The organism is Desulfobaculum sp. SPO524 (genome assembly GCF_044987625.1).
Taxonomy (GTDB): Bacteria; Desulfobacterota; Desulfovibrionia; order Desulfovibrionales; family Desulfovibrionaceae; genus Desulfobaculum.
The window spans coordinates 1-22,999 of sequence record NZ_JBJDSB010000008.1; the positions used below are offsets into that span (position 1 = coordinate 1).

The 22,999-nt window shown below is 52.3% G+C and carries 20 protein-coding genes and 1 pseudogene; 1 reads left to right on the forward strand and 20 read right to left on the reverse strand.

Annotated elements, in window-relative coordinates:
• Positions 1-3 precede the first annotated feature (3 nt).
• The 12 genes and pseudogenes from ACI3L3_RS16515 to ACI3L3_RS16570 all read right to left on the reverse strand — a co-directional run bounded on the left by ACI3L3_RS16515 (position 4) and on the right by ACI3L3_RS16570 (position 14,016).
• Complete coding sequence (locus ACI3L3_RS16515) at positions 4-798, reverse strand: class I SAM-dependent methyltransferase (RefSeq protein ID WP_404846262.1); 795 nt, start codon at positions 796-798, stop codon at positions 4-6.
• A gap of 460 nt (positions 799-1,258) precedes the next feature.
• Complete coding sequence (locus ACI3L3_RS16520) at positions 1,259-2,410, reverse strand: glycosyltransferase family 4 protein (protein WP_404846263.1); 1,152 nt, start codon at positions 2,408-2,410, stop codon at positions 1,259-1,261.
• Positions 2,407-3,081 (reverse strand): class I SAM-dependent methyltransferase, encoded by a 675-nt coding sequence (locus ACI3L3_RS16525; RefSeq protein ID WP_404846264.1) that lies wholly within the window; start codon positions 3,079-3,081, stop codon positions 2,407-2,409. The genes ACI3L3_RS16520 and ACI3L3_RS16525 overlap by 4 nt, the downstream gene beginning before the upstream one ends.
• A 12-nt stretch (positions 3,082-3,093) precedes the next feature.
• Positions 3,094-4,182: a glycosyltransferase family 4 protein gene (locus ACI3L3_RS16530; protein ID WP_404846265.1), complete on the reverse strand. Its 1,089-nt coding sequence runs from the start codon at positions 4,180-4,182 to the stop codon at positions 3,094-3,096.
• 2 nt (positions 4,183-4,184) lie between these two features.
• Positions 4,185-5,090 carry a glycosyltransferase family 2 protein gene (locus tag ACI3L3_RS16535; RefSeq protein WP_404846266.1) on the reverse strand — a complete coding sequence of 302 codons (906 nt, stop codon included), beginning with the start codon at positions 5,088-5,090 and terminating at the stop codon, positions 4,185-4,187.
• A 156-nt stretch (positions 5,091-5,246) separates the two neighbouring features.
• Positions 5,247-6,599: a methyltransferase gene (locus ACI3L3_RS16540; protein WP_404846267.1), complete on the reverse strand. Its 1,353-nt coding sequence runs from the start codon at positions 6,597-6,599 to the stop codon at positions 5,247-5,249.
• Between the two features lie 4 nt (positions 6,600-6,603).
• On the reverse strand, positions 6,604-7,806 hold the full coding sequence (locus ACI3L3_RS16545; protein ID WP_404846268.1) for a hypothetical protein: 1,203 nt from the start codon (positions 7,804-7,806) through the stop codon (positions 6,604-6,606).
• A 1-nt stretch (position 7,807) separates the two neighbouring features.
• Positions 7,808-9,085 (reverse strand): oligosaccharide flippase family protein, encoded by a 1,278-nt coding sequence (locus tag ACI3L3_RS16550; RefSeq protein WP_404846269.1) that lies wholly within the window; start codon positions 9,083-9,085, stop codon positions 7,808-7,810.
• A 56-nt stretch (positions 9,086-9,141) separates the two neighbouring features.
• The gene (locus ACI3L3_RS16555) at positions 9,142-10,248 is read right to left on the reverse strand and encodes a glycosyltransferase (protein WP_404846270.1); all 1,107 of its coding nucleotides are present in this window, start codon (positions 10,246-10,248) and stop codon (positions 9,142-9,144) included.
• A gap of 33 nt (positions 10,249-10,281) precedes the next feature.
• Positions 10,282-10,879, reverse strand: a pseudogene (locus ACI3L3_RS16560) (transposase).
• Between the two features lie 96 nt (positions 10,880-10,975).
• The gene (gmd, locus tag ACI3L3_RS16565; RefSeq protein ID WP_404846271.1) at positions 10,976-12,124 is read right to left on the reverse strand and encodes a GDP-mannose 4,6-dehydratase; all 1,149 of its coding nucleotides are present in this window, start codon (positions 12,122-12,124) and stop codon (positions 10,976-10,978) included.
• A 140-nt stretch (positions 12,125-12,264) separates the two neighbouring features.
• Entirely contained in the window at positions 12,265-14,016 is a 1,752-nt protein-coding gene (locus ACI3L3_RS16570; protein WP_404846272.1) for an ABC transporter ATP-binding protein, read from the reverse strand.
• An 82-nt stretch (positions 14,017-14,098) separates the two neighbouring features.
• Between ACI3L3_RS16570 and ACI3L3_RS16575 the strand changes: the two genes are divergently transcribed.
• Positions 14,099-14,575, forward strand: coding sequence for a metal-dependent transcriptional regulator (locus ACI3L3_RS16575; RefSeq protein ID WP_404846273.1), 477 nt, complete (start codon positions 14,099-14,101; stop codon positions 14,573-14,575).
• Between the two features lie 128 nt (positions 14,576-14,703).
• On the opposite strand, the gene ACI3L3_RS16580 is transcribed toward ACI3L3_RS16575, so the two are convergent.
• The 8 genes from ACI3L3_RS16580 to hutW form a co-directional block, all read right to left on the reverse strand.
• Positions 14,704-15,180 (reverse strand): pyridoxamine 5'-phosphate oxidase family protein, encoded by a 477-nt coding sequence (locus tag ACI3L3_RS16580; protein ID WP_404846274.1) that lies wholly within the window; start codon positions 15,178-15,180, stop codon positions 14,704-14,706.
• Entirely contained in the window at positions 15,173-15,694 is a 522-nt protein-coding gene (locus ACI3L3_RS16585) for a flavodoxin family protein (RefSeq protein WP_404846275.1), read from the reverse strand. The genes ACI3L3_RS16580 and ACI3L3_RS16585 overlap by 8 nt, the downstream gene beginning before the upstream one ends.
• Positions 15,691-16,209 carry a heme utilization cystosolic carrier protein HutX gene (hutX, locus tag ACI3L3_RS16590; RefSeq protein ID WP_404846276.1) on the reverse strand — a complete coding sequence of 173 codons (519 nt, stop codon included), beginning with the start codon at positions 16,207-16,209 and terminating at the stop codon, positions 15,691-15,693. Before hutX ends, ACI3L3_RS16585 begins: the two co-directional genes overlap by 4 nt.
• Positions 16,202-17,638 carry an ABC transporter ATP-binding protein gene (locus ACI3L3_RS16595; protein WP_404846277.1) on the reverse strand — a complete coding sequence of 479 codons (1,437 nt, stop codon included), beginning with the start codon at positions 17,636-17,638 and terminating at the stop codon, positions 16,202-16,204. Before ACI3L3_RS16595 ends, hutX begins: the two co-directional genes overlap by 8 nt.
• Entirely contained in the window at positions 17,638-18,414 is a 777-nt protein-coding gene (locus ACI3L3_RS16600) for an energy-coupling factor transporter transmembrane component T family protein (protein ID WP_404846278.1), read from the reverse strand. Before ACI3L3_RS16600 ends, ACI3L3_RS16595 begins: the two co-directional genes overlap by 1 nt.
• On the reverse strand, positions 18,392-18,949 hold the full coding sequence (locus ACI3L3_RS16605) for an MptD family putative ECF transporter S component (protein WP_404846279.1): 558 nt from the start codon (positions 18,947-18,949) through the stop codon (positions 18,392-18,394). Before ACI3L3_RS16605 ends, ACI3L3_RS16600 begins: the two co-directional genes overlap by 23 nt.
• Before the next feature lie 77 nt (positions 18,950-19,026).
• Positions 19,027-21,144: a TonB-dependent receptor plug domain-containing protein gene (locus ACI3L3_RS16610; protein ID WP_404846280.1), complete on the reverse strand. Its 2,118-nt coding sequence runs from the start codon at positions 21,142-21,144 to the stop codon at positions 19,027-19,029.
• Positions 21,141-22,577, reverse strand: a complete 1,437-nt coding sequence (gene hutW / locus ACI3L3_RS16615) for a heme anaerobic degradation radical SAM methyltransferase ChuW/HutW (RefSeq protein ID WP_404846281.1) — start codon at positions 22,575-22,577, stop codon at positions 21,141-21,143. Before hutW ends, ACI3L3_RS16610 begins: the two co-directional genes overlap by 4 nt.
• Between the last annotated feature and the right edge of the window lie 422 nt (positions 22,578-22,999).

A 22,999-nucleotide genomic window follows, 5' to 3' on the forward strand; every position in this document is an offset into this window, starting at 1 on the left:
ATTTTACTTATGCTTTTTAGCAATCAAGCATATACAATGTCCTGCATGTCGAGAGCACGTGTAATCAATTGCTTTTTTGATATAGCGCCATCCTTTTTTGCCATCATAAATTACTTGCAACATGCTGCCCAAAAGAGGAATTTCATCCTTAATCCCTTTTGTACCATCAAAGTAAAATTTTTCAACGATAGAGTAGGAGTGATTTTTAAGAATTGTGATCACATCGTTTGGTTCTAAAGCAAATTGATAGAAATTATCTAGCTGTTCCTTAGTGGCCTTTGATACTTCGGGATATTTTCCAAGCCGAGCCTTAAGACGCCTCAATCTGTTCATTGCTGGAAAAGTAATGAAAGCGTACCCTCCTTGGGTAAGTACTCTATCCATTTCAGTTATGATTTTATCGTACCCCTCTATAAAATGTTCGATAACCCCTATCGACCAATAGACATCAAATGCTTCATCTGCAAAAGGGAGTTTCCGGACATCTGCATGGCGTACATCAAGATTTGGGCTGTGTTTTTTAACATAGCTAACAACTTTTGGAGCAAAATCGACGCCCACGACATCATATCCAGCACGGTGAAGGGAATAAACATTTTGGCTACGCCCGCAACCTGCCTCAAGAACTCTTCCAGCAGTAATGTGTTTTTTTGTCTGCTGTACCACCCAAGACGTTAAAGGGCTTGGAACGATTTTTTCTAAATCAAACTTACCCCCCCAGAGTTCATCCCAATATTCCTTTGAGGCAGCTTTCTTTACGTAAATTATCTGTTTTTTTTCATGATCAAAGAATTGCATAATATCCAAGACCTTCATGCATTTTAGCTGATTAAAAGAGCATTAAGCGAAGTGTTGGTCGCGCATAAGCAAAAAGAATCTACGGAGATTATCTCAAGCGTTCTCATATGTCTAAGGGGTGTTGACGCTATCCTAAAAGCAAACAAGCAACATGCCAAAGGGGAAAGAGTAGGACACATTATACAGAAGTGGTCCCTTTTGTTCGAAACAGTTAGCGGCAAAACTAAGGAGGACTGATTTTCGACTTGCGGAAGAACCACTCAACCTCGTTGCAAGGTAACCTCCCTTTTCCAAGCCTCCTAAAAACGGAAAGACTACCATGCGAGTTTTGAGCCACGTCTCCTGATTTCGTCAGGATAGTGGCTTAACTCCGTGTCCCCAACTCTGTAGCAGGATTACCGTTTTGCCGGCCAGTGAAGGCGACTAACGGTGCGGAAATCCTGGACTCTCGCAGATTGTATTATTCATGCAACGTCGCAATAGAGCGTAAAATACTACAGTCCCGACGAACAACAGAATTAAGCGAATATTTATGCCTTATATATTCTGATGCAGCAGCTCCCATTGAATCTGCAGCTAACTGTGCGCGACTTAAAGCATCGCTAATTGCATCAGCGTTAACCCCATCCGCAAGAATTCCATTCTCTCCGTCTATCAAAACTTCATTTATACCCTGGACATTGGTACCTATACAAATACAACCACAGGCCATTGCTTCCAGCAAGGCCTTTGGCATACCCTCGTAAAGCGATGGAAGTAAAAAATAGCGATACTGTCGGAGGAGAAAGGGCATATCACAATTACTTGTGTTACCAATGAACGTCACATCAGCGCTACGTTTATTTACAAATGCTCGCAATTCGCCTTCAAGTTCTCCAGAACCCACAATATCTAAGCCTACTCCTGACTTACAAATCGCCTTGATAGCTTCTAGCAAATTTTTTTGCGGATTCAGACGGCCAACAAAGATCACTCTATCTCGACGCTCTACGTTAGATTCATTATTAAACAAACTGCAGTCAATATAATTTGGCAACGAATAAAGACGTGATGCAAGAAAGGGATATTTATGCAGAAAAAAAACCCTGTCGTGCTCACTACTTACTGCAGCCACTGTACAATTTCTATAAACAAATCTTTCACAGAGGGCGGCAATCCTACGCCGTGCCCGGCCTACAAAGCCGGTTCCTGTTTCGAACAAAGACCACGAATAACCTGTTCTCGCGTATAGCGGCTTACGATACAGCCAGCTGCTCAATACAGCGGCCCAAGCACCGTCCATTTGGTTCGTTTTTACAACGTCAACACTAGAGAACTGTTTTCGCATAAAAAAAGGACTAACGAAGGACCATAAAAATTTCCCAAGCTTACAGTCTAACCAACACGGAAGAGATATGACATCAATGCCAACGGAAAGCGCCCCTGCCGATTTCAACTCTTTTGCCAACCGTGAATCATCTGGTCCGTAAGTAATGAAAATGATTTTTGTTGCTTCGCCTTCTGCTAGTAAACGCTCATAAAGTGCCTTTTCCCTTGTAAACAGCCCCTGGGCAACCCATTGGTGTAGTGATACGCCTCTAGTGAAAAACAATGCAAGCGTTAACTTCTTCATTTTGCACGTACCACGCCATAGCATTCTCCAAAGGTGACGCTAACAGCACTCATTTCAAGTCCAGCTGTTCGCATCTCCTTTTGCAAGTCTGCCATTGTATACTCAGTGTAATGGGTAGGGTCCAACCGCCACTCCAGACCACGCTCTTTTTTAAAAGGGGTAATCCAATCGCGATCAAACATCGGCACACGCAACAAAATATAACCGTCAGGGCACATCAGCTCTTTTACACTCAACAAAAAAGAAACACGGGATTCAATGTGCTCCAACACATTTGACAATACAACCACATCATATCGTCTGTTAAAAATCGATTTGTCGGTTGCATCGGCATGGATATAAGTAATGTTGTCACGACTATGAAGCTTCATCGCTTCTTGTACGTTGCTTTCAACAATATCCACAGCTGTCACGCTACGGGCGACAGACGCCATTTGCTTAGCAAGAAACCCTTTTCCACAACCAATATCCAGCACGTCCACACTGCCATTAAGATGAGAGCAAAACCATAAGTAGTATTGCTGAATCCTCAGCTTTGGATGCATCCCCTCAGAACGAACGGCAAGCCTGCTTGCCATTGCATAGCTAGTATTGTGCAACCATAGCATGACATCTAATAACACATCAATACTAACTGGAATTTTATCTAACAGAGATATTAGCTTTCCCACACTACCCTCGCTTTACAACATCGCTTTCTTATATATCAAAGCGACACACTTTGCCATTTTCTGTACAGAGTGGTTAGTTTCCACGTTTGCCCTTGCACGTTCTGCACATGAACTCGCCAATAACGAATTGTCTGCTAAGCGACACAACTGTCTGGCGGCAGAATCCGCGTTGTCTATACTAAACAACAACCCAGTAGTTTCATGATTAACAAGATCATTGTTTCCTTCCACATCCGAAACGACAACGGGAAGTCCTGCAGCTTGAGCCTCAAGAACACTCAAAGGCATTCCTTCACGAAGGGAGCAAGAAAAGTAGCAAAGAGCACCTGTAAAGAAACTATCTGGGAATTTTTGAAAACCATGAAAAACCACCTGGTCATCAAAACCTCCCAATCTCAAAGCAGCATGCAGCCTTTTCCTCTCTTCTCCATCACCGAGGAGTTCAAAAACAAACTCTTCATTTCGGCCCAATTCCTGCAAACTTTTTAACACGTCAGAGATAAATAGCGTGTTCTTAATGGGATCAAAGCGGGTAATATGAATAATGCGATGAGGAGCAGAACTAGATAAAACCACACTTTCATCCGGAATAACCACTCCGTTCTCAATAAGACTAATACGATCGGCATCTATCAAATTATACTTCTTGATTAATGCAGCTTCTGAAGGGGAAACAGCAATTCCTACTGTTGTCGCTTTACCCAAAATAAACTCAAGAGCAACTCTGAGCCATTTCTTCACTGGGCGCATGCTTTTGACGTGAATCCCATGATAGGTATGAACAACAGGAATTCGAAGCAGGCGCGAAAGCAAACGAGAATACCCTCCCCCGCCAGCACCATGAGAATGCAGTAATTCTATGCGTTCCGCTCTGCAAAAACTCAAAAGATGGAGCAATGCGCCCAGTGTGAACTTCCTGTGCGGAATATGCACGACACGGTGTGCTCCCAGCTTTAGGGCAAAAAGTGCAGCATATGGAGTGTCATCCAAAGGACAGGCTACATACGGAACAATTTGACTGGGTAAATTTTGAACAAGCTGATACACATGCTCAGGCCCGCCGCCCCAGTCTGCCCGTGATGAAATAAGAAGAACCTTCACACCTAACTCGTGGATGTACTGCCCGCTGTACGGACCTGCTTCAGTTGCTTCAACCGGGCCACAAAATATTCAGGCAACAAGACCACCAGCAGATCCTTCAAACAGTACAGCCAAAAACATTTGCCCCCGAATTTCCAAGAACGATGGGCAAACTTTGACCTCAATGCCAAAAAACGCTGACGGCGCAAGCGAGTACAAGAAATCATACCAGAGGTAATCCGCCGGGCACATAAAGGTTGCGAAAGGTTATCCAATGCCCATGAGTGCGCCATACGTAACCATAGATCATAATCCTGTGCGCAGTCATACCGATCGTCATATCCACCATTCACTAAAACAACCTTCGCACGCATTATGACAGAGGAATGGAGAATAGGATTATAGCATGCAAGAGTACGCCTGACTATTCTTTCACCGGTTATGGTTTTCACAACCCCTGTATTCATACCCGCAGCATCAATATAGATGGCTCCGGTACCTAGAACACCAAGCGCTGCATTCTGTTCCATTCTGCTAACTTGCAAGGCCAGCTTTTCCGGAAACCACAAATCATCTGCATCCAGTCGAGCAATGTACTTACCTGATATCAACCGCAACATACGATTCAAACTCTTTGTAAGCCCTATATTATCCTGATTAACATACCGAACCCGGGCATCTATCCTCGCGAAATGCTTAAGCACAGACAAAGAGTCGTCTTGAGAGCCATCATTGGCAACCCACAACTCAAAATCAGGAAAAGACTGCGCCAGAATAGACTTAATAGAATTGGCTAAAAATTTTTCTCCGTTATACACAGACATTATAATAGAAACAGTTGGAGGACTAACTTGTCCCTGCTCACCGGCAAAGGCCTCGTATGTTCCGTATATATCACTCTGAATTTCAGACTCTACTGCGTATTTCATAAAAGTCATCTTTCCACTATTTTGATCCGGTAGTCCTCCCCTTATTTTAGGAGGCCTTCTTATGCTGCTGGTGTTGTTGGGGAGACGGTGCGAGATGCGTTTTATCCGGGCGGGAAACCTCTCCCCTCGACCATTCAAACGCTCCCCAAACCACAACTAGTCCTTTATAAGCTCAAAAAGGAACCTCCCTTTATCTCCGGGGCCAAAGGTGCGAACCACCTTGTGGGGAGCAAATAGATTTTCGAGACCTTTCTGTAGGTCTTCGATAGATTCGAAGTTCCACTCTGAAGTATCTTTCCAGTGTTTACCCCGAGGACCCTTGCCCTTTTCCACAAGACGACATTCTATGAGTATTCGATTGCACCGTGTTGCAAGGAGGGAACAGTTTCGCTCAAGCTTTTCTGTATGATGAATAACCGAAAATAACAAAACCGTATCGTATTCCGGAAGCGTTTCGGCATCATCAAGATTAAGCGCTGAAAATGAAACGTTTTTATTAAAAATATTAGCTAAGATTTGCGCTGCCGTAACAATACACTGATCGACGTCAATTCCGGTCACAGAGGCTCCACGATCATGCATATAGAAAGATACAACACCGCCATTGCAGCCTACATCTAGTACTTTTTCATCTGGGGTCACTGCTATTTTTTTAAGCCATTGTTCTCTTGTGCCAAGAATACGAGAACCGTCAGCAAAAACATCCGGCGTCGCAAACGAATGGTACACGCCGCTTTCGCTGTTTGTCGTCATTTGTTCTTTATAAAGAGTGGTGGAATCAATCCTGAACGCATTCCCATTAAAATACGCGTTCCTTTTCCGTTCATCGTGCAAAGCATCAATTTTAACCTTGGAACTTGAATCGCGGAATGTTTGCCCCATGGCCCAAAGAAGAAATTCATGAGGCGTCATATCACGCTGCTCTTGAGTCAGCCTTTGGCTCTGATCGTAGTCTATCAATATACATATTTTCTGTTCAGGATCGAAGCGCACGTTATTAGGCTTAATATCACCGTGGAAGTAGCCCAGCTTTTGCTGTTCAACAATTGCGAGGAGAACATCTGCAATTGAAACAGTTGAAGCAGACGGTATATACTGCATAATAATGTACGAATACCGTTCGCTTTCCTGTTTGCGCTCTAGTCCGAACGAGGCAAAGGGCACTTCGCTTGGCGCAAGAGAACCAGTGCTCAAAAGCCGCGGGGCTGAAATGCAGTCTGCGGCGTTTAGTTCGGCAAGGAACTGCGCTTCCTGCTCAAGAGTATTTGCCTTATTCGGCTCCTCTTTAATTTGAATTTTAATGACCGAAGATCGGCATTGCGAAATACCTAAAATCGAATTTTTCCGTGAATTTATCCCGAATTCGGAAAAAACATAACCGCCAGCAGTGACAGGAGTGCCATCTATAGCGGCAAAGCTGACATCGTCCGGAATTGAAAGCAGATCAGGCTTAGAACCCGCAACATTGACCAACTTCTTTTTCAACAAAAGAGCTATACGGCGTAGCATTGTGTTATCCTCGTGAAAACCTATGAAAATTATCTTCAACTACTTGAACAAGGTTCTTGGTCATAGAAGTTGTAAAACTTTCTTGACTGTATTTTTGAGAATCCGCAAATGTGCGTAGAGAACGGGCAACGTACTGATCTCTGTCCAAATTTGACGCCCATGTTACGGCGTCACAGATTGCGGATAACGGATCATCTCCCCCTTCAATCAAATAGCCATAATCCTTTATATCAATACCCGCTTCATAGTTAAGCACGGGCACCAGGCCACCCCGCATACACGTTGCGACTGATGTTGCGCACGCTTCTTTACTTGGATGAAAAATAACATAGGCATTCTGTGCGCATAACTCACGAAACAGTGGAGTACCAACCGTGACAAAACCTGCAAAAGAGATATTCGGTGAGTCCGCAATTACTTCTTTATACGCTGTGAAGAAGGATTGCTCTGTTTTTGGCCCGCAAATAGTCAAATTCATATCGGGCATTTGCGAAAAAGCCTCTACCAACAAATCGACACCTTTGCAGATGAAACCATTTCCAGCAAAGCACAAGAAATTATTGAGTTTTCTGCTTTTCATCCAATCAATTTCAAAACCCACCTGCGGGCTTATGGCAGGATATAACGGAAGTACAGGCTTGCCGAAAGGAATATATGTTTTGGCGGAAAAACAGTGGGCCTCGCCAAAAGCAAATACATAATCTGTATGATCCATGATTCTGGCGAACTCGTCACCAATCACATGCTCAACGGTCCTCATCGGTGGAGCATCAATCCCTGTTCTTTGGGCAAAGCGCGCATATTGATTCACCACCAGTTCGTTGGACAAGTCTGGAGCTGGCCCCATTGCAAGCATGATCTTCACCGCATCGGGGAGAGCCTCCGCGATTCGTGAAAAGTGCTTACCCGAATTACCTGCCCCAAGCCCCATAAAAAGCGAATAGTCGTTTCTTGGAACAAACCCCTCGCAATTTCTATCAATCACATCAACAGAAAAGCCCAGTCTATTCAGAATTCGCTGGAGCTGAACTATCTCCCAGTTGTTCGTATGTGAGTACTCGCTTATAGCCCAAGGATCCCAGTAGGGATCTGTCTTATAGTATATCAGCGCTTTGCGATTCAAATCTTCAAAACCGCCTGTCAAATGCTGAATAAACCTGCGCCGGCGAAGGCGGCCTATAACTTTTCGTCCAAGAGTTGCGAACATTTTAGTTAATCTTTGACGTTGTAGAGTTTAGATAATGCCGCAATAGCCATACAGCCAATGCGAACGAAACGGTCTCTCTGGCCAGCATACAGGCAACAGCCCCTTCAAGATGATAAATTGGGATAACAACAAATTGCAGTCCCAGAGTAAACACTCTGACAAATGTTATCTGCTTAGCATAGTGCATTCCATTACTCTGATACTGGTCATAACTCCAGACCACAACCGTAAAAGGATTGAGAACAAGGATGAGCGAGAGCCATTGTCCAATCCATATTGCTTCCGTATACTTCTCTGAAAACAGCATGGGGATACAATATGGCAATACAAAATAAAGCCCGACAACCAAGGCAATACCAATCAGAAATAAATTTATAGCATTGTCTTTGATTTTACGAATATTTGAAGCGGCGGACTCTGTAGCCCAGCAACAGATTGGGACAACCAAAATCCCTTTCAACTGTTCACGTATCCGCCTTGGCAATAAACCGCCGATATGGAACAAGGCCAAAGCTGAAGGATCTAGCGAACCAATAATGATCTGATCGACATAGTTTAGACACTGACCAAGCACTCCAAGCAGCGAAAGTTTCCACCCCTGAGTAATCAGCTCTTTCATGAAAGCAGGGTCTGCAGAACGGCTATGCCGAAGTTTTCTGGCAAATAACCATCCTATCAAGACTGATAGAATGCGGGAGACAAAGAAGGCCACAAGAATGCACTGCAAATCTTTAGTAAGCCATGCAGTACAACCTATTAATGCCATCTGAAGCAAACCATTTCCAAGAGCGATGACCCGAGAGGCAATAAACCTTTGCCGTCCCAGCAAAATGGTGTCAAATTTATCCAGACCGCCAATAGGCAGCAATATAGCTGTTACGGTTAATGCAAACCCGAGCTCGGCATTATACGAATTAATCACCTGCCCAACTACAAAAAGTCCCAAAGCACCGGCGACACTTGTGGCCAAAGAAATTGAAAGCGATTTATTGATAAACGCATCAGCATCATTCAATATTGCCCGCTGGAGAGCGGTAGACATACCTGGCAGGTTAAAGATCGTCGCCACACCGAGATATGACAAAATCAACTGATATTGGCCAAATACCTCTTGGGAAAGATGTCGTGAAAGAAATGCAGTTAGCAATAGTGCAACGAAAGCCCTCGCGACCTGAACAACACCTGTCAGCAAGCTTTCCCTAACGATATGGGAATGAAGCTTTTTTTTAATCTTTCCCAGCACATCCGTCAAAAGCGCCAGATATGAATTCAAAATCATGTGTTAAATTTCCGAGCAGATACGTCGCCCCAGTTCATCAGCTCAACTCCTGCATACTAATTAAAGAACTTTCTTTTTACTTTGTTTACAAAATCATGAAACAGAGCGTCACTGTTACGCCTAATAGAAAGCTGTAAATCAGGGATTGCTTGTTGCAACGGCTGTTGCAGAAAGCTGAGAAACCGCTGGAAAGTCTGCTCTTTTGAATACCTTGACACAACCTGTTCATATAAGCGTTCTCCCAGCTCAGCTCGCATATGTGCTGATGAAATCAGGCGGTTTAACGCATCATACCATCCTTCTTTCGTAAGAACCTGAAGCCCGTTGATATTATCGTGAAACAGCGAGCTTGTAGACGGGATCGCTTCGGACACAACAGGTATACCGAACATTCCGAAAACAAAAATACGCCCCGGATTGGCAGATGACTTGTAGTAGCTCATGTGGTCGAGAGGGGAAAGCAACCACCTTTTGTAATGCAGCGGAAAGAGCTTTGCTGCATGCATAGATACAGGAAACGGAGACATTTGCGGCACTATACCGATATCAATATCAGATAAATAATTAACATAACAGTCAGGATACCACTGTAGGTCATCTACTGGGCAGAGATCCGGATCAGGCCGTCCATGACTCCACAAACCCAATCTTTCGACGTTGTAAATGGCTTTAAGCCGTATTGTGTGCCTTTTCCCCAATTCGTTCAGAACAGGCGTCAAATGGTACTGGAAACAATCAAGATGAACCTTATTGCCATGATATGCTAGGGTGACAAATCCTTTATTTGTATGAACAACTCTTTCTGCAGAAAAATCAGGAAACATATAGTAGACAAAAATATTTGGATTGTATTTAAGGAAGACTTCCCGCTGTTCAATAGAGCTTACAAGTAAGAAATCTGCTTGTTGTGGAGACTTGGTGTCTGATGGTTTAGGGTCCGCAATCCCGATCTTGATATCCGGATTCTGCGAGCGAACCTTATCAATTTCAGCATCGTGAGCCATAAAAATGACGACATCATATTGATTATAATTATCCCAGTCGCCAAAAGTAACAGAGCGGCCGGATTCATTTAGCAACCGGCCTAACGATTGAATGCATACAAGTGCGCCCGCCGAATCGGGAGTGCGGGTATTAAGAACAAAGCGTTGAGAATCAGACATACTTTTGGGGTCCTTCGTCGTTTGACGTGAAATTCATAAGGCCACGACTTCCTGAATCGGGGCCGCAATCAGGTAGACCATTGTGATAAAATTTTCCACGTTCCGGTATCCCAGACTCTGCCCCTCTCTGCTTGGATCAGGCCATTGAACCCTTCGGGGCGCGCATTGGTGTGCAAGAAATTTCAACGATGAAGGATTCGTGGCAAGTGCCTCTCAAAGCAGGCCAATGCTCCGCGCACAGGTTCCACTAGCGGGCAGTTCACAGCGTACTCGTTAGCATGCTTGAGAAAATGGGGGATGCGCCACTTGGCGGTAGCGAAATTCTGCTCGACGAACTCCAGGAAAACGCTCTCCTGATTCTGCGTGCGTTGTCTCGGCGCCCTTGAGCACGGCTTAGCGGGTGTGGTCCGGAACATTGACTGCCTCGCCTCTAGCTTTCTGACGTCATCAACGGCTTTGGTGATAACAGTGATGCTGGAAGAAATTGAGAGGCCGCCACGTGAATTCCCTGAAGTCATGAGCCTTGCACGCGGCTCCGCATTTGGGACACGGATACAGCGCTCCCCGATCGGCACCGACCTCCAGGTCGGTATTTAGTTGGCGTATGCTTGGTATCAAGACCTTGGCTCATAACTTTCCAGGGCTAGGTAAGGCCGAGCCTAAAGCAAAAATTTCTTCAGTTTGAGGTCGGTCAATTCCACATCAAACGACGATGAAGCTCAAAACGCTACTCTCCATGCCCAAACACCTTAAACCCCGCCACCTTGCACACCGCATCGCGCATACTCAGCGCCAAATCCTCCCGCGCCATTTCGGCAACCATGTCCTCAAATCTGGTCTTCGGTGTCCACCCAAGTTGCTTCTGGGCCTTGGCGGGGTCTCCAAGTAGGGTTTCCACCTCTGTGGGGCGGAAGTAGCGGGGGTCGACGCGGATGAGGGTGTCGCCGGGCTTCACGGGGCAATCGAGGCCGTTGCGGCCGCCAGCGGCGTGGCTAAGCTGGGCGGTATCGACTTCGGCAACAATGCCAATCTCTTCGACACCGCTTCCCTGCCAATCAAGCGTCAAGCCAACCTCGGCTGCTGCGGCGTTTACGAAGTCTCGCACAGAGAATTGGCGGCCTGTGGCGATGACGAAGTCGTCGGGCTGATCTTGCTGGAGCATGAGCCACTGCATTTCGACATAGTCCCGTGCGTGGCCCCAGTCGCGCTTTGCGTCGAGGTTGCCGAGGTAGAGGCAGTCCTGCAGGCCCAGCATGATTCTGGACAGGGCGCGGGTGATTTTTCGCGTGACAAAGGTTTCGCCGCGTATGGGGGATTCGTGATTGAACAGGATGCCGTTGCATGCATACATGCCGTAGGCTTCGCGGTAGTTCACCGTAATCCAATAGGAGTAGAGCTTAGCGCAAGCGTACGGGGAGCGGGGGTAAAACGGAGTTTTCTCCGTTTGCGGGACTTCCTGCACGAGGCCGAAGAGCTCAGACGTGGAGGCCTGATAGAAGCGAGCTGTCTCTGCGAGGCCTGTAATACGGATGGCCTCAAGCAAACGGAGCGTGCCCAGCGCGTCGACATCGGCGGTATACTCCGGCGACTCAAACGAGACCTGGACGTGGCTCTGCGCCGCAAGGTTATACACCTCGTCGGGCTGCACTTCCTGCATGATGCGGATGAGATTGCTGGAATCGGCGAGGTCCCCATAGTGGAGAAAGAAATTGCGCTCTCCGTTGTGGGGATCTTGGTAGAGGTGATCGACCCGGTCCGTATTAAACAGCGAGGCGCGGCGCTTGATGCCATGGACTTCGTATCCCTTGCGCAGCAAAAATTCAGCGAGGTAGGCCCCGTCCTGACCGGTGATTCCAGTAATGAGTGCTTTTTTCATCGTGCTTTTCTGAGGAGGTTGCAGGGTCGTATTATGTAATCAATACATATGAATCTCTCTATGAGTGCCCTCGTTACCACTCCTTTTCTCGAATTCAAAGGTAAAAATCCCTAGCCCCCGCCTGCTATGAGCTCTCCCCATCACCCTTGCGCGGCCCACAAATCCCCGAACGCCCCACCTCTGCCCACCAGTTCTTCGAAGCGTCCTTGTTCCGCAACGCATCCGCCGCTCATGACCACGATGTGGTCGGCGGTGCGGATGGTGGAGAGGCGGTGGGCTATGGTGATGGTGATGCGGTCTGGGCGGAGGTGTTCGATGCGGTCTTGGATGAGGCGTTCGGTGATGACGTCCACGGCGGAGGTGGCTTCGTCGAGGATGAGGATGGCGGGGTTTCTGAGGAGGGCTCTGGCGAGGGAGAGGCGTTGGCGTTGTCCGCCGGACAGGCGCTGGCCGCTGTCGCCGATTATTTCATCGAGGCCGTTTGGCAGTGTTTCGATAAACTCGTCCGCTCCGGCAAGACGCGCGGCATTCTCGATAGCCGCCATATCGGCATCCGGCGAGCCGAGGCGGAGGTTCTCGGCGATGGTGCCGTGGAAGATGAAGGGATCCTGCGAGACGTAGCCAACATGCTGGCGCACAGACGCCAGCGTCAGGGATGTGAGGGGCATGCCGTTGATGCGTATTTCTCCGCTCTTCGGGTCGTGGAACCTAAGGAGCAGTTTGATAAGCGTACTTTTTCCCGCGCCCGTGGCACCGGCAATACCCAGCATTTCGCCTTTCTTCACCGTGAGGCTCACCCTACTCAGTGCCTCGCCGCGTTCCGGATAGGCAAAGCTCACGTCCAGCAGTTCCACACATTCCGGAACGCCAACGAGGGGCACGCTGTCCGCGCTATCTTTGATAGCTGGGCGCGTCTCCAGCAGGTCCGCTATGCGCGTTGCCGCCGCGCGCGCCCGCTGGATTTGATTCACGATGAAGCCAAGGCCGAAGACCGGCACAATAAGGCGCATGGCCATGAGGACAAAGGTTGTATAATCGCCAATGCTCGGGCCGCCCTCAAGGGTCGTCATCCAGCCGCCTGCGCCGATGAGGCTGGCGTAGGACAAGCCCGCCACAAGGTACACCACAGGGATAAACCACGCCCGAGTCCGCGCCGCGGAGATGGCGGTATCGCGGTAGCGGGCGGACTCGCTGCGCAGACGCTCGGCTTCGTGACGCTCGGCGTTGTAGGCCTGCAGAATGGGCAGACCGTGCAGGCTGTTTTCCAAAATGCTATTGAACGCCCCGATGGCCAGACGCGATTGCATATACTTAGGGCGCACGCGCGTGGAGAATATCCTGACGGCAAGAAGCGCCAACGGAAGCGGCGCGGCAAGAAGTAGCGCCAGCCGCCAATTCAGCCACGCCAAATAGCCAAAGGTCCCGGTAAAGGCCACCACGATGCGCACCATATTCACCGTGGTCTGCGCGAAAAAGCTCTCCAGAGAATCCACATCCACGGAGATGATGGACAGGATGTCCCCTCTGCGGCGCGTTTCAAGCCGTCCCATATCCAAGCTCTGGACGTGCTCGAAAAGGTGCATTCTCAGGTCATGGCGAATTTTCTGTGCCATGCTCCCAAGGAGATAGTCACTCCAGCTTTGAAAGACCGCCATTCCGCCAAAAGCCGAAAGGATCAACAGCGCGTACATGGCAAAGCTGGCGGGGGTTCCCGTGCCCTGCACGGCACTATCCATCACCGGCCCGACGATGGCCAGCGGCGCAAGATCGCACACCCGAGCGACAACACTTGAGGCCGCTCCAGCGACAAGCCGGGGCGTATAGGGTTTGAAAAACGGGAAAAGTGTCGATATGGACACATCAGAGGGGGAGTGCTGCGTGGTGTCGTTCATGTGGCCTGCTTCCAAGTTCTTCTGTTGAGCGCCCGCTTTCCGGGCCGTGAATCCGTCCGCCGCAAAGCCAAAGGAGCCTGCCTTGTCCGAGAATGCGCCAGTACTAACCTCCACGCAGGAGGATTATTTGGAATCCATCTTCAAGCTGGAGGAAACCCTCGGCGCGGCCCGCTCGCGGGATATCGCCGACGATCTTGGCGTGTCGCGCTCCTCGGTCACCAGCGCCCTGAAGGGCCTTGCCGCGCGGGGGCTTATTGAATACGAGCCGTACAGCCTTGTCCGGCTGACGGAAAGCGGCGCGGTCATCGCGCGGGACATCGCGCACCGGCATTTCATCCTGAATGAATTTTTCCACCGCGTCCTGCAGCTTGAGCCGGGCCACGCCGACGCCGTCGCCTGCAAGGTGGAACACGCCGTGGACGCCGCCGTCATCAAACGGCTGGGGCAATTTGTCCTGTACATTGAGCGCAGCGGTCTGCCGTGGGAGCACTGGCAGGACGAATACGCCCGCATCATGGCGCAGGACCCGCACCCGGGGAAGCGCGAGGGCGACACCTAAACCGCCGCCCCAAGAGTACAAAACCAGCACCCTTTTTGACCAGCGTCATCCCCGCCCGGCTTCAGGCGCAAACAGGCTCGCGAAGAACTCTGCTTCGCGAGCCTGTTTGTATTCATAGGAAAAGGGTTTTACCCGTTTGCCGCCGCGTCCAGCGTGCTCCCCGTCAGGGTTTCACCTTCCGCGGCGCTGCACCGGCCTGTAATATCCGAAAGGCGCACGCGAAAGAGCGGGGAACGCTCCGGCGTTGCGGCTAAACGCTCCCCCGCCGCGCTGTAGTCCTGCCCCATAATCTCGCCAAGGGCGGCAAAGCCGTCCCGTATAGCCTGCGGGTCATGCTCAAAGGCCCCCGTTCCATGGCAGGATACGCCAGCCCACCAAGACAGATTCCGGCTGGTCAGGGTAAACTTGAGCAGCACGTTGGGGTTTGCCTGCACATTCGTCCATGTTCCGCCGCGCGGATTGATCATAAAGCAATAGTCATCCCCGTCACGGTACGGCGTCGCCTCCACAGCATAGGGCGCGCCGCTTTCGGAGCAGGTACAAATCGTCGCCCAGTTGCAGCGGTCGAGGATAAGGCGCATCTCTTCGGCGGTCATCTCACGCATGGGCCATGGCCTCCTTGGCGCTTTGGATAATGCCGGCAAAGGCCTCGCGCGCATTGGCAAGGTCTTGTTCGTCTGGGTGCTTCTCGGCTTCCTTGATGCGGGCTATGCGCTCCGGCGTCATGGGGTGCACGTCCGCCGCCATTTTCTGCATGGCTTCGATGATTTTTGGGTCAATGCGCCCTTGGCAGAGGAATGAACCATGGACGGTATTCCCGGCCATCAGTTCCTCCCCCTTGCGGATGCACTCCTTGGCGTGATCGGAATCCGGCTCCGCGCCAAGGGTACCAAAGAGCCCCACATGGGCGCCCTGCACCGTCGCCATAAACTTTTGCGCGCGGGAATCCGGCATACCTTTGTCCACCCAGTAGCCGATAGCCACAAAGTCGAACCCAGCAGGGTCAGGAGCATCAGCCACGGGGGCAATGGTCTTCGGCTCGGGAAGCGCTTCGTAGACGGCGCGGGCCACGCGCTCGGTGTTCCCGGTCAGCGATGAATACACGACGAGGGATTTCATTGGCACACCTCCTCACGCAGGGACATATAGGCGTCCTTGACGCTGGGAAGAATCTCCCGCTTTTCGCGCCCGGCGTACACCGCGAACATCGGACGGCCCTCTGTGTCGAAAAATTGCACGGACAAGCTCTCCAGCCCAAAGAATGGCTTGGTCAAAAAGCAGATGGCCGCAAGCTCATCTACCCGCAGATGCCCGCCCAGAGGGTTGTCCTTTTCCATAAGATTAAAGAACCCATGCCCGAAAAAGCCCTTGGGGAGCTTTCCTTTCACCTCGGCAATAGCCGAGGGGCCAGAGAGGATGAACGTGGTGCGTTCCCATGTCGTCATGGCCTTCCACACGTCTTCAAAGCGCTCTGCCGGGGCAAAGGTGCGCATCTCCAGCGGCAGGGCCGTGCAGGCCTCGGCCTCGCTGAGGCCGTAAGTCTGAGCCAGCTCGTGGAGCATGATGCTTGGGTTTTCGGCAACGGCGTCGTGAATCTGCCGCCGCGTGTCGTCCGAGACGGAGGCGTTAAACATAGCAGGTCTCCTGAGTGGTGGTCGGTGTTGATTTTGGCGCGGCAAGGGGCAAACGGAGGGCGTAATCGCATACGTCACCCAGCAGTTCGAGGTCATGGCTGATGAGCATAACGCACACACCACCGCGCGACGCGGCCGTAACGGCGTCGGCAATGAGCCGCATATTCTCACCGTCAAGGCCACTTGTGGGTTCGTCAAGGATAAGGATATCCGGACGGCTGGCCATGCCACAGGCGATGACAAGGCGCTGTTTCTCCCCGCCGGACAAGGACTGGGGATGCCGGTCCTTCAAATGGGTAATGTTAAAGCGCCGCAAAAGGTCCTCGATGAGGCGGCGGCGTTCGGCTTTGGGGATATCCTGCGCGGAGATATCCAGTTCCGCCCATACGGTGTTCATATGGAGCTGATGATCGGTGTTCTGGAGAACAATACTCGCGCGGGCCAACACGTCGCGCGCGGCACACGGCGTCCCGCCAATGGTGATCCGCCCTGCTTTCGCGGCGCTAAGGCCTGTCATCAAGCGGGCAAGGGTGGTCTTGCCAACGCCGTTGTCCCCGAGGATGCCCGTCACCCCGCGCGGCATGGCGAGGGAGCAACCGCCGTACAGCTCAGGGCCATTGCGGTAGGCGAAGTGCAGTCCCTCCGCGCAGACGAACGGTTCGCCTGTACTCGCGTCCGCAAGCGCTTCCCGCGTATCCGCCACCTTCGCGCGGCGCAGGCCATAGCGGGAGACAAGATCATCACTGAGCGCCTCAAACGGGCACTCCGCAGCGATGGTTCCGTCCTGCATGATGGCTACGCGGTCAGCCACGCCTTCCAACCAATACAAACGGTGGTCAACGATAAGGATCGCCATGCCCGCTGCCTTGAGGCGCGCAATCTTCTCTGCAAGAGCGCGGGTCGACTCCGGGTCAAGGTTTGCCGTGGGCTCGTCCAAAATCAAAATCCGCGGTCCAAGGGACATGATGGAGGCAAGGGCGACCTTTTGCTTTTGCCCCTCGGAAAGATCATGCACCGACGCATCACGAAGGTGCGTGATGTCAAATTCCTGCGTTGCCGCATCAATGCGGCGGCGCACGTCCTCAGGCGCGACGCCCTGCCACTCGTGGGCAAAGGCTATTTCGTCCTCAACGTTCAGGGCAAAGAACTGCTGCTCCGGATCCTGAAACAAGGTGCCCACGTCCTGCGAGATGCGGTGGAGCTGACGCGAGAGGTTGTCCTCTCCGGCAACAGTGACGGAGCCTGAAAGCGTCCCCTGAAAAGAATGCGGGCACAGACCATTCACAACGCGTATAAGCGTGGACTTGCCACAGCCACTGGCCCCTGTGCACAGCACGGCCTCGCCAGGGCGAACGTGCAGGGACACACCGCGCAGGGCAGGCGCGGCCTGAAACGGATACGTGTAGGTAACATTGCTCAGTCGTATCATCAGAACATGGCTCCAGAGGGGCTGCCCACGGCAACATGCAGGACCACGCCCGCACCAAGAAGCAGCGCGGCGAGAACAGCGGCAATGCCGTCGCGCCGGGAAAAGTGGGATGTTTTGTACGGCGTGATGCGCCGCCGGGTGCCAAGGCCTTTCAGCTCTGCCGCAATGGCGAGCTCGTCCGAAGTACGCAGCGCGCGAAACAGCATGGGCGTGAGGATGAGGCGCAGAGTCATGCGCGGACGGGTGATGAGTAAAAGCGGCGTCAGCCGGTGCCCGCGCGTTCGCATAGTTTCGGCAATCTGCTTCATGTCCGTCAGGAAGGACGGAATAAAACGAATCATCACCGCTGTGGGGATGGAAATGCAATACGGCAGGCGCAGGCTTTTCAGTGCAGTCAGAATGCTCTGAACCCGGGACGAGAGCGCCAGCCCCATGACCACATTGGCCATAACGAGCGAGCGCATAAAAGGGATCACCATCTTGGCCGGTTCCGCCGCCGGAATCTTGGGCCACAACCAGTGCATTCCCATAATAAAGCCGTACGCCATAACGCTGAGCACGATGAAAAGGCCATAGCAGATGGCTACAGCGGTATACCGGCGAAGCGCGAGGGCATAGAGCGTACTCGCCGCAACAAGAAGCCCAAGGGAGACGGGATCGCTCAGCACGAGCACAGCAACGGAAGCGACAAGGCTCAGCCCCATCTTGGTGCGGGTGTCCAAACTGTGGACGACGGAGTGGTGCGGGCCAGCGCTAGGCGCGGACGATACCTGCATGGCGCAGCTCCTTCACAAAGGCGGTTCCAACAAACAATCCGGCAATGGCGCCAACATAGCCAATGCCCACCATAATGCCCGTCACAATCAGCATCTGCGGTTGCTCCCGGACATAGAGGTAGGACACGCCAACGGCGAGAAGTTTGGACACAATGTCATAAATCGCAACGCCAAGGACGATATTCCTATTGCGTCCGTAGCCGCCCAAAAGAACAATGCACCCTTCTGCCATAAGACCGGCCAGCAGCATCACCGGCAGCAGGAAAAAACCGCCCCCCATGAGCAACATGGAGAACACCGCCCCCACCACCATAAAAAGCGTCAGTGCGCCGAACTTGCGGACCTTGAAAAGCAAAACGATGATGAGGGCCGTAAACACCACATTCTTCAGCATGAGGGAGAGCGGGTTCATCCCCCCACCAGCAAGGGCCACGAGTAGGCTTGATACCTTGGTAATGGCCGCAAAAATGCCGATGACCACAAGCTCGCGGACTTCCCAGTAGTGTTTGGTTGTATCGGGTGGATGTGTGTTCATATGCGTGTCACCTCCGTAGACCGGGTCGTACAACCCGGCCTACGGATGGGTGTATTGGTTTTGATTCTCAATTTCAACTAAAAGGACGTGCCAATCTTCACCACGGCATTCATCCCGGCTTCGTCGATGGAGGACGAGGCCATGGAGTATTTGCGGTCAAAGATGTTGTTCAGGCTGACATTCACGAAATGCTGACGCTCTTCGCCAAAGGCGCAGCCCATGGACAGATTGAGGGTTTCCCACGGGGCGTAGGTATTCACGTCGCCGGAGGAAAGTTCCTCCTTGGCCTCAACGGCCCCGCGTGCGTACAGATCGCCGTACAGACGTAGACCACGTTCCGTAAAGTCCCGGTCATACCGCACGCCAAGGCGTCCGCTGAACTCGGGGTGCCCGGTCTTGAAGGTGGACGAGCCGCCGGAGGTGAACTCGCGCTTCATCCATGTCCCCTGCGCGTACGGCGTCAGGTGCCATGCTGCAATGCTATAGGACGTTTCGAACTCCACGCCATAGGTTTCGGCTTCATCCACGTTATCAAATTGCTGACCGCCGGTAACAGAGGTGGTCGTGATATAGTCCTCGGCTTCGGACAGGAAGGCCGCAACATCCACCATCAATGCGCCGTCGGAATAGCGCGCGCCGACTTCATAGTTATTGGATGTCTCGGGGGAGAGGTCCGGATTCGGGTAAGTGGGCTGAGAGCCACCATGCACCGTGCCTATGTACAGCTGCTGCAGGTTCGGCGCTTTGTATCCCTGCGAGAACTGGGCGCGCAGCGCGAGGTCTTGAAACCCGCCATAGGTCAGCCCTGCACTGAACACTGGCTGGGAATCCGTGGTGTCTTTTTCGTCAAGGTCAGGGTTGTTGGTGTCTTCCAATTCGGAGGTCACCCACGTTTGCCGCGCGCCAAGGGTGAGGGCGAAGTCCGCCGGCAGCGCCCACTCATCCTGCAGGAAGACCGCGGTGGTCTGCATGGTCGCGTCGTATTCATAGTTGGTGGTGGTCACCGTGTGTGTCCCGCTAGGGGGCGGCATGGGCGAATCCACCGTGGTGGTATTGTCCGTGGTGGCGTCGAGGGAGTCATACAAGGTTTCAACGCCTGCAATAAGATAATGGTCCTCATGCGGGGTCCAGTCCGTCTGCAGAGTGAAGCCCGTGGTATTCTGCTTGTTTTCCGTGGTCTGGCGCATGGAGCGGTCCATGGCCATACCCGGACCCATGGCAATATGCAGGTCCATATTGTTATGCATAAGCTTTCGGCTGTACTGGTGAAAACCGTCCAGACGCACTCGAGCAAGAAAATCCGTCACGTCCCGCGCTTCCACAAAGGCGTTCACCTTGTCACGCTCCCAGACAGGTACGTCGAGATCAAAAAACGTAAGAACGTCATCCTCGGTGCCTTCAGGCGTCACGGAATTAATGTTGCTCCAATAGCTTTCATAGCCACCGCCAACGGTCACCTTGTCCCAGTCGTAGCTGAGAAATGCACTCAGGTCCCGGTTCATAAAGGCGGAATCCTCAAGGGTGTCATCGGCGGTATGGCGGTCGCCATGGTCGGTCCATGTGCCGGACAGGCGATAGTTGAAGCCCTTGGAGGAGCCAAACAACGATAGGTACGACGAAACGCCCTCGGTGGACGAGTCATACGTCAGGGTCGATTCCCCCTGCAGGGTCCGGTCCCCGCCCTTTTTGGTAATGATGTTCACCACGCCGCCGATGGCCTCAGAGCCATAGAGCACCGACGCTGGGCCCTTGATGACCTCGATGCGTTCAATACGGTCTGCGCCGATGAGCAGCGCCGCGCCATCCATGCTTTTCTGTTCTGATATCTTCTGGCCATCAATGAGGATAAGGACGCGGGAACCGCTTTCACCGCGCATCATAATGCGTTTGGCTCCAGCCAAAGACTGGTCAAAGACTTCAACGCCGGGGATATCCTGCAGCAGGTCGCCCACGGTGTTGGCCGGTGAACGGCGGATATCCTCCTGCGTCAGCACGGAGACCGACGCGGGGACGTCCTTGAGATCGCGTTCAGCCTTGGTGGCCGTCACGGTCATACCCTCCAGCTGGACGGTGGGGGTCTCGTCCTGCGCGGCCATGGCGGGCACGCAGGACAGCAACACCAGCCCCGCCGTTACCAGCAGCGCACGAAACGGCGCGGCGGAGGCGGTACGGTATGGGGATAAATTGGGAGTCACGAAGCTTTCTCCTCTTCACTAGAGAGATGAAGATAATCAATCATGAGCTGGGCCATGGTCACCTGCCAAAATTCTCCGGCGGTGGTCAGCTCCAGCCATCCATTACGACAGCTGACCAGTCCCGCCCGCTCCCACTGCTCGGTGAGAGGCGAAACAATTGAGGCAAGGGGTAAACCGAAGTCTTTGCCGATTCGGGCAAGATTCACGCGGCAGAGTTCAAAGGCGGCGGCGAGGGTCTTGTCCAGCTTCGCGTTGGGGGAAGGGCCAACCAGCATATCAATTGGCTTTTGCCCGCGGGCTATGGCCTCGTGCCAGCCTTCATAATCGCTCTTCACAAAATGGAAGTGCCCAAAGAGATTCCCGCCCGCACCTGGCCCAAAGGGCAAGCAATGCGAGGGGCCTTTCATCATATGATTGTAGATGTTGCGCTCTCTGGTATCTCGCCCCCAGTGGCTAGCCGAAAGCCTGCGGTAGTGGGCCTCCTGCATGATGCGCCCGCCCTCGACAAACATTGCGGCCTGCTGGGGGATGTTTGCGGCAGGAGGCATATCGCCCTTTTCTATAGCGTCATGGAGTGGGCTGCCCCTGAATACGTTGAGTTGGTAAAGGTCGACTCCGTGCAAATCGAGGGCAAGGAACTGCTCAATATCCTTCCGCCAATCATTCAAAGACTGTCCGGGGAAACCGTAAATGAGGTCTATAATAACCGCGGCTTGATCCTGATCCCGTAAGCGGGAGAGGCTCTCAATAATGGTGTCCCGGTCCGCAATGCGGCGCATGGAGCGGCGCAGCTCGGTATTGAACGTCTGCACGCCAAGGGAAAAGCGATTCGCCCCGGCATCAAGGCAGGCGTCCATTTTCTCGGGGCTGAAATTATGAATGCGCCCTTCCACGGTGATTTCGCAGTCGTTTGCAAGGGGGAGCGCCTCGCGCACGCCGCGCACCAGCCGCCGCAGGTCCGGGGCTTCAAGCGCAGTCGGGGTGCCGCCGCCAAAGTACACCGCATGGATGGGCGCCGTGTCCGTGGGCGCGGCCTCGCGCCAGATGGCGAGCTCGCGCAAAAGCGCATCGGTATAGCGCGCGCTCTCGCCCGAGCGGTACGCGCGGTTGTAAAACCCGCAGTACAAGCAGTGCGTCTCACAAAACGGCACGTGAATGTAAGCCGCGGTCTTGCCTTTGCGCGGATGCGCCCACAGCCCCGCGAGCACCTCGGCTCGGCTTGCCTCCGGGACAGGCCTCCCACCAAATCCGGCATGGATGGCAAGCTTGGCGTCAAAGGCCTGCGTCAGCGGGTCGACGCCTTCGTTGGCGAAAAACTTCTGGCGCTGTTCAGTAGACAGCGCAATGCGAAACAATTCTGCCTTGCCTTCGTGAGTATGACTTTCATTCTCAACAGAAGTGTGGCGGGATAAATCGTGTGTATGCGAATCCATACCCCCTCCGGGTTCGGTCCAAATTGCTTTGGCCTTCCGCTGAGTCTGGAAAGCCCTTGAGTGTGAGTGTCTGAATAAAGTTTGATGCGTTGAACTTTTGAGTTGACTACTGCTGCTCACGGCCTCTTGTCAACAGGAAAATGAGCACGCATTTGATCGGGCACATCCACTGCTCTGGGCCGCCTGCCGTGGAAACGTGGTGCAAAGGATCAAGCCTTCGCCCATACGCCGCACGCGCCCTTCCCGCAGCGCCAGACAAGGGGAGGCGTGTAGCCCGGGTGTTCACGCCATCGCCCCACCTCGTCAATGCGTTCCCAAACACCAGGAGGGAGCCGCCCTTGATAAACTTTTCAGTCTCTCAACGGGTTACTGCGCGGCAAGGAGGTGTCTGCCCCGTTGCTGCTTGAAAATCCCGTACGCCA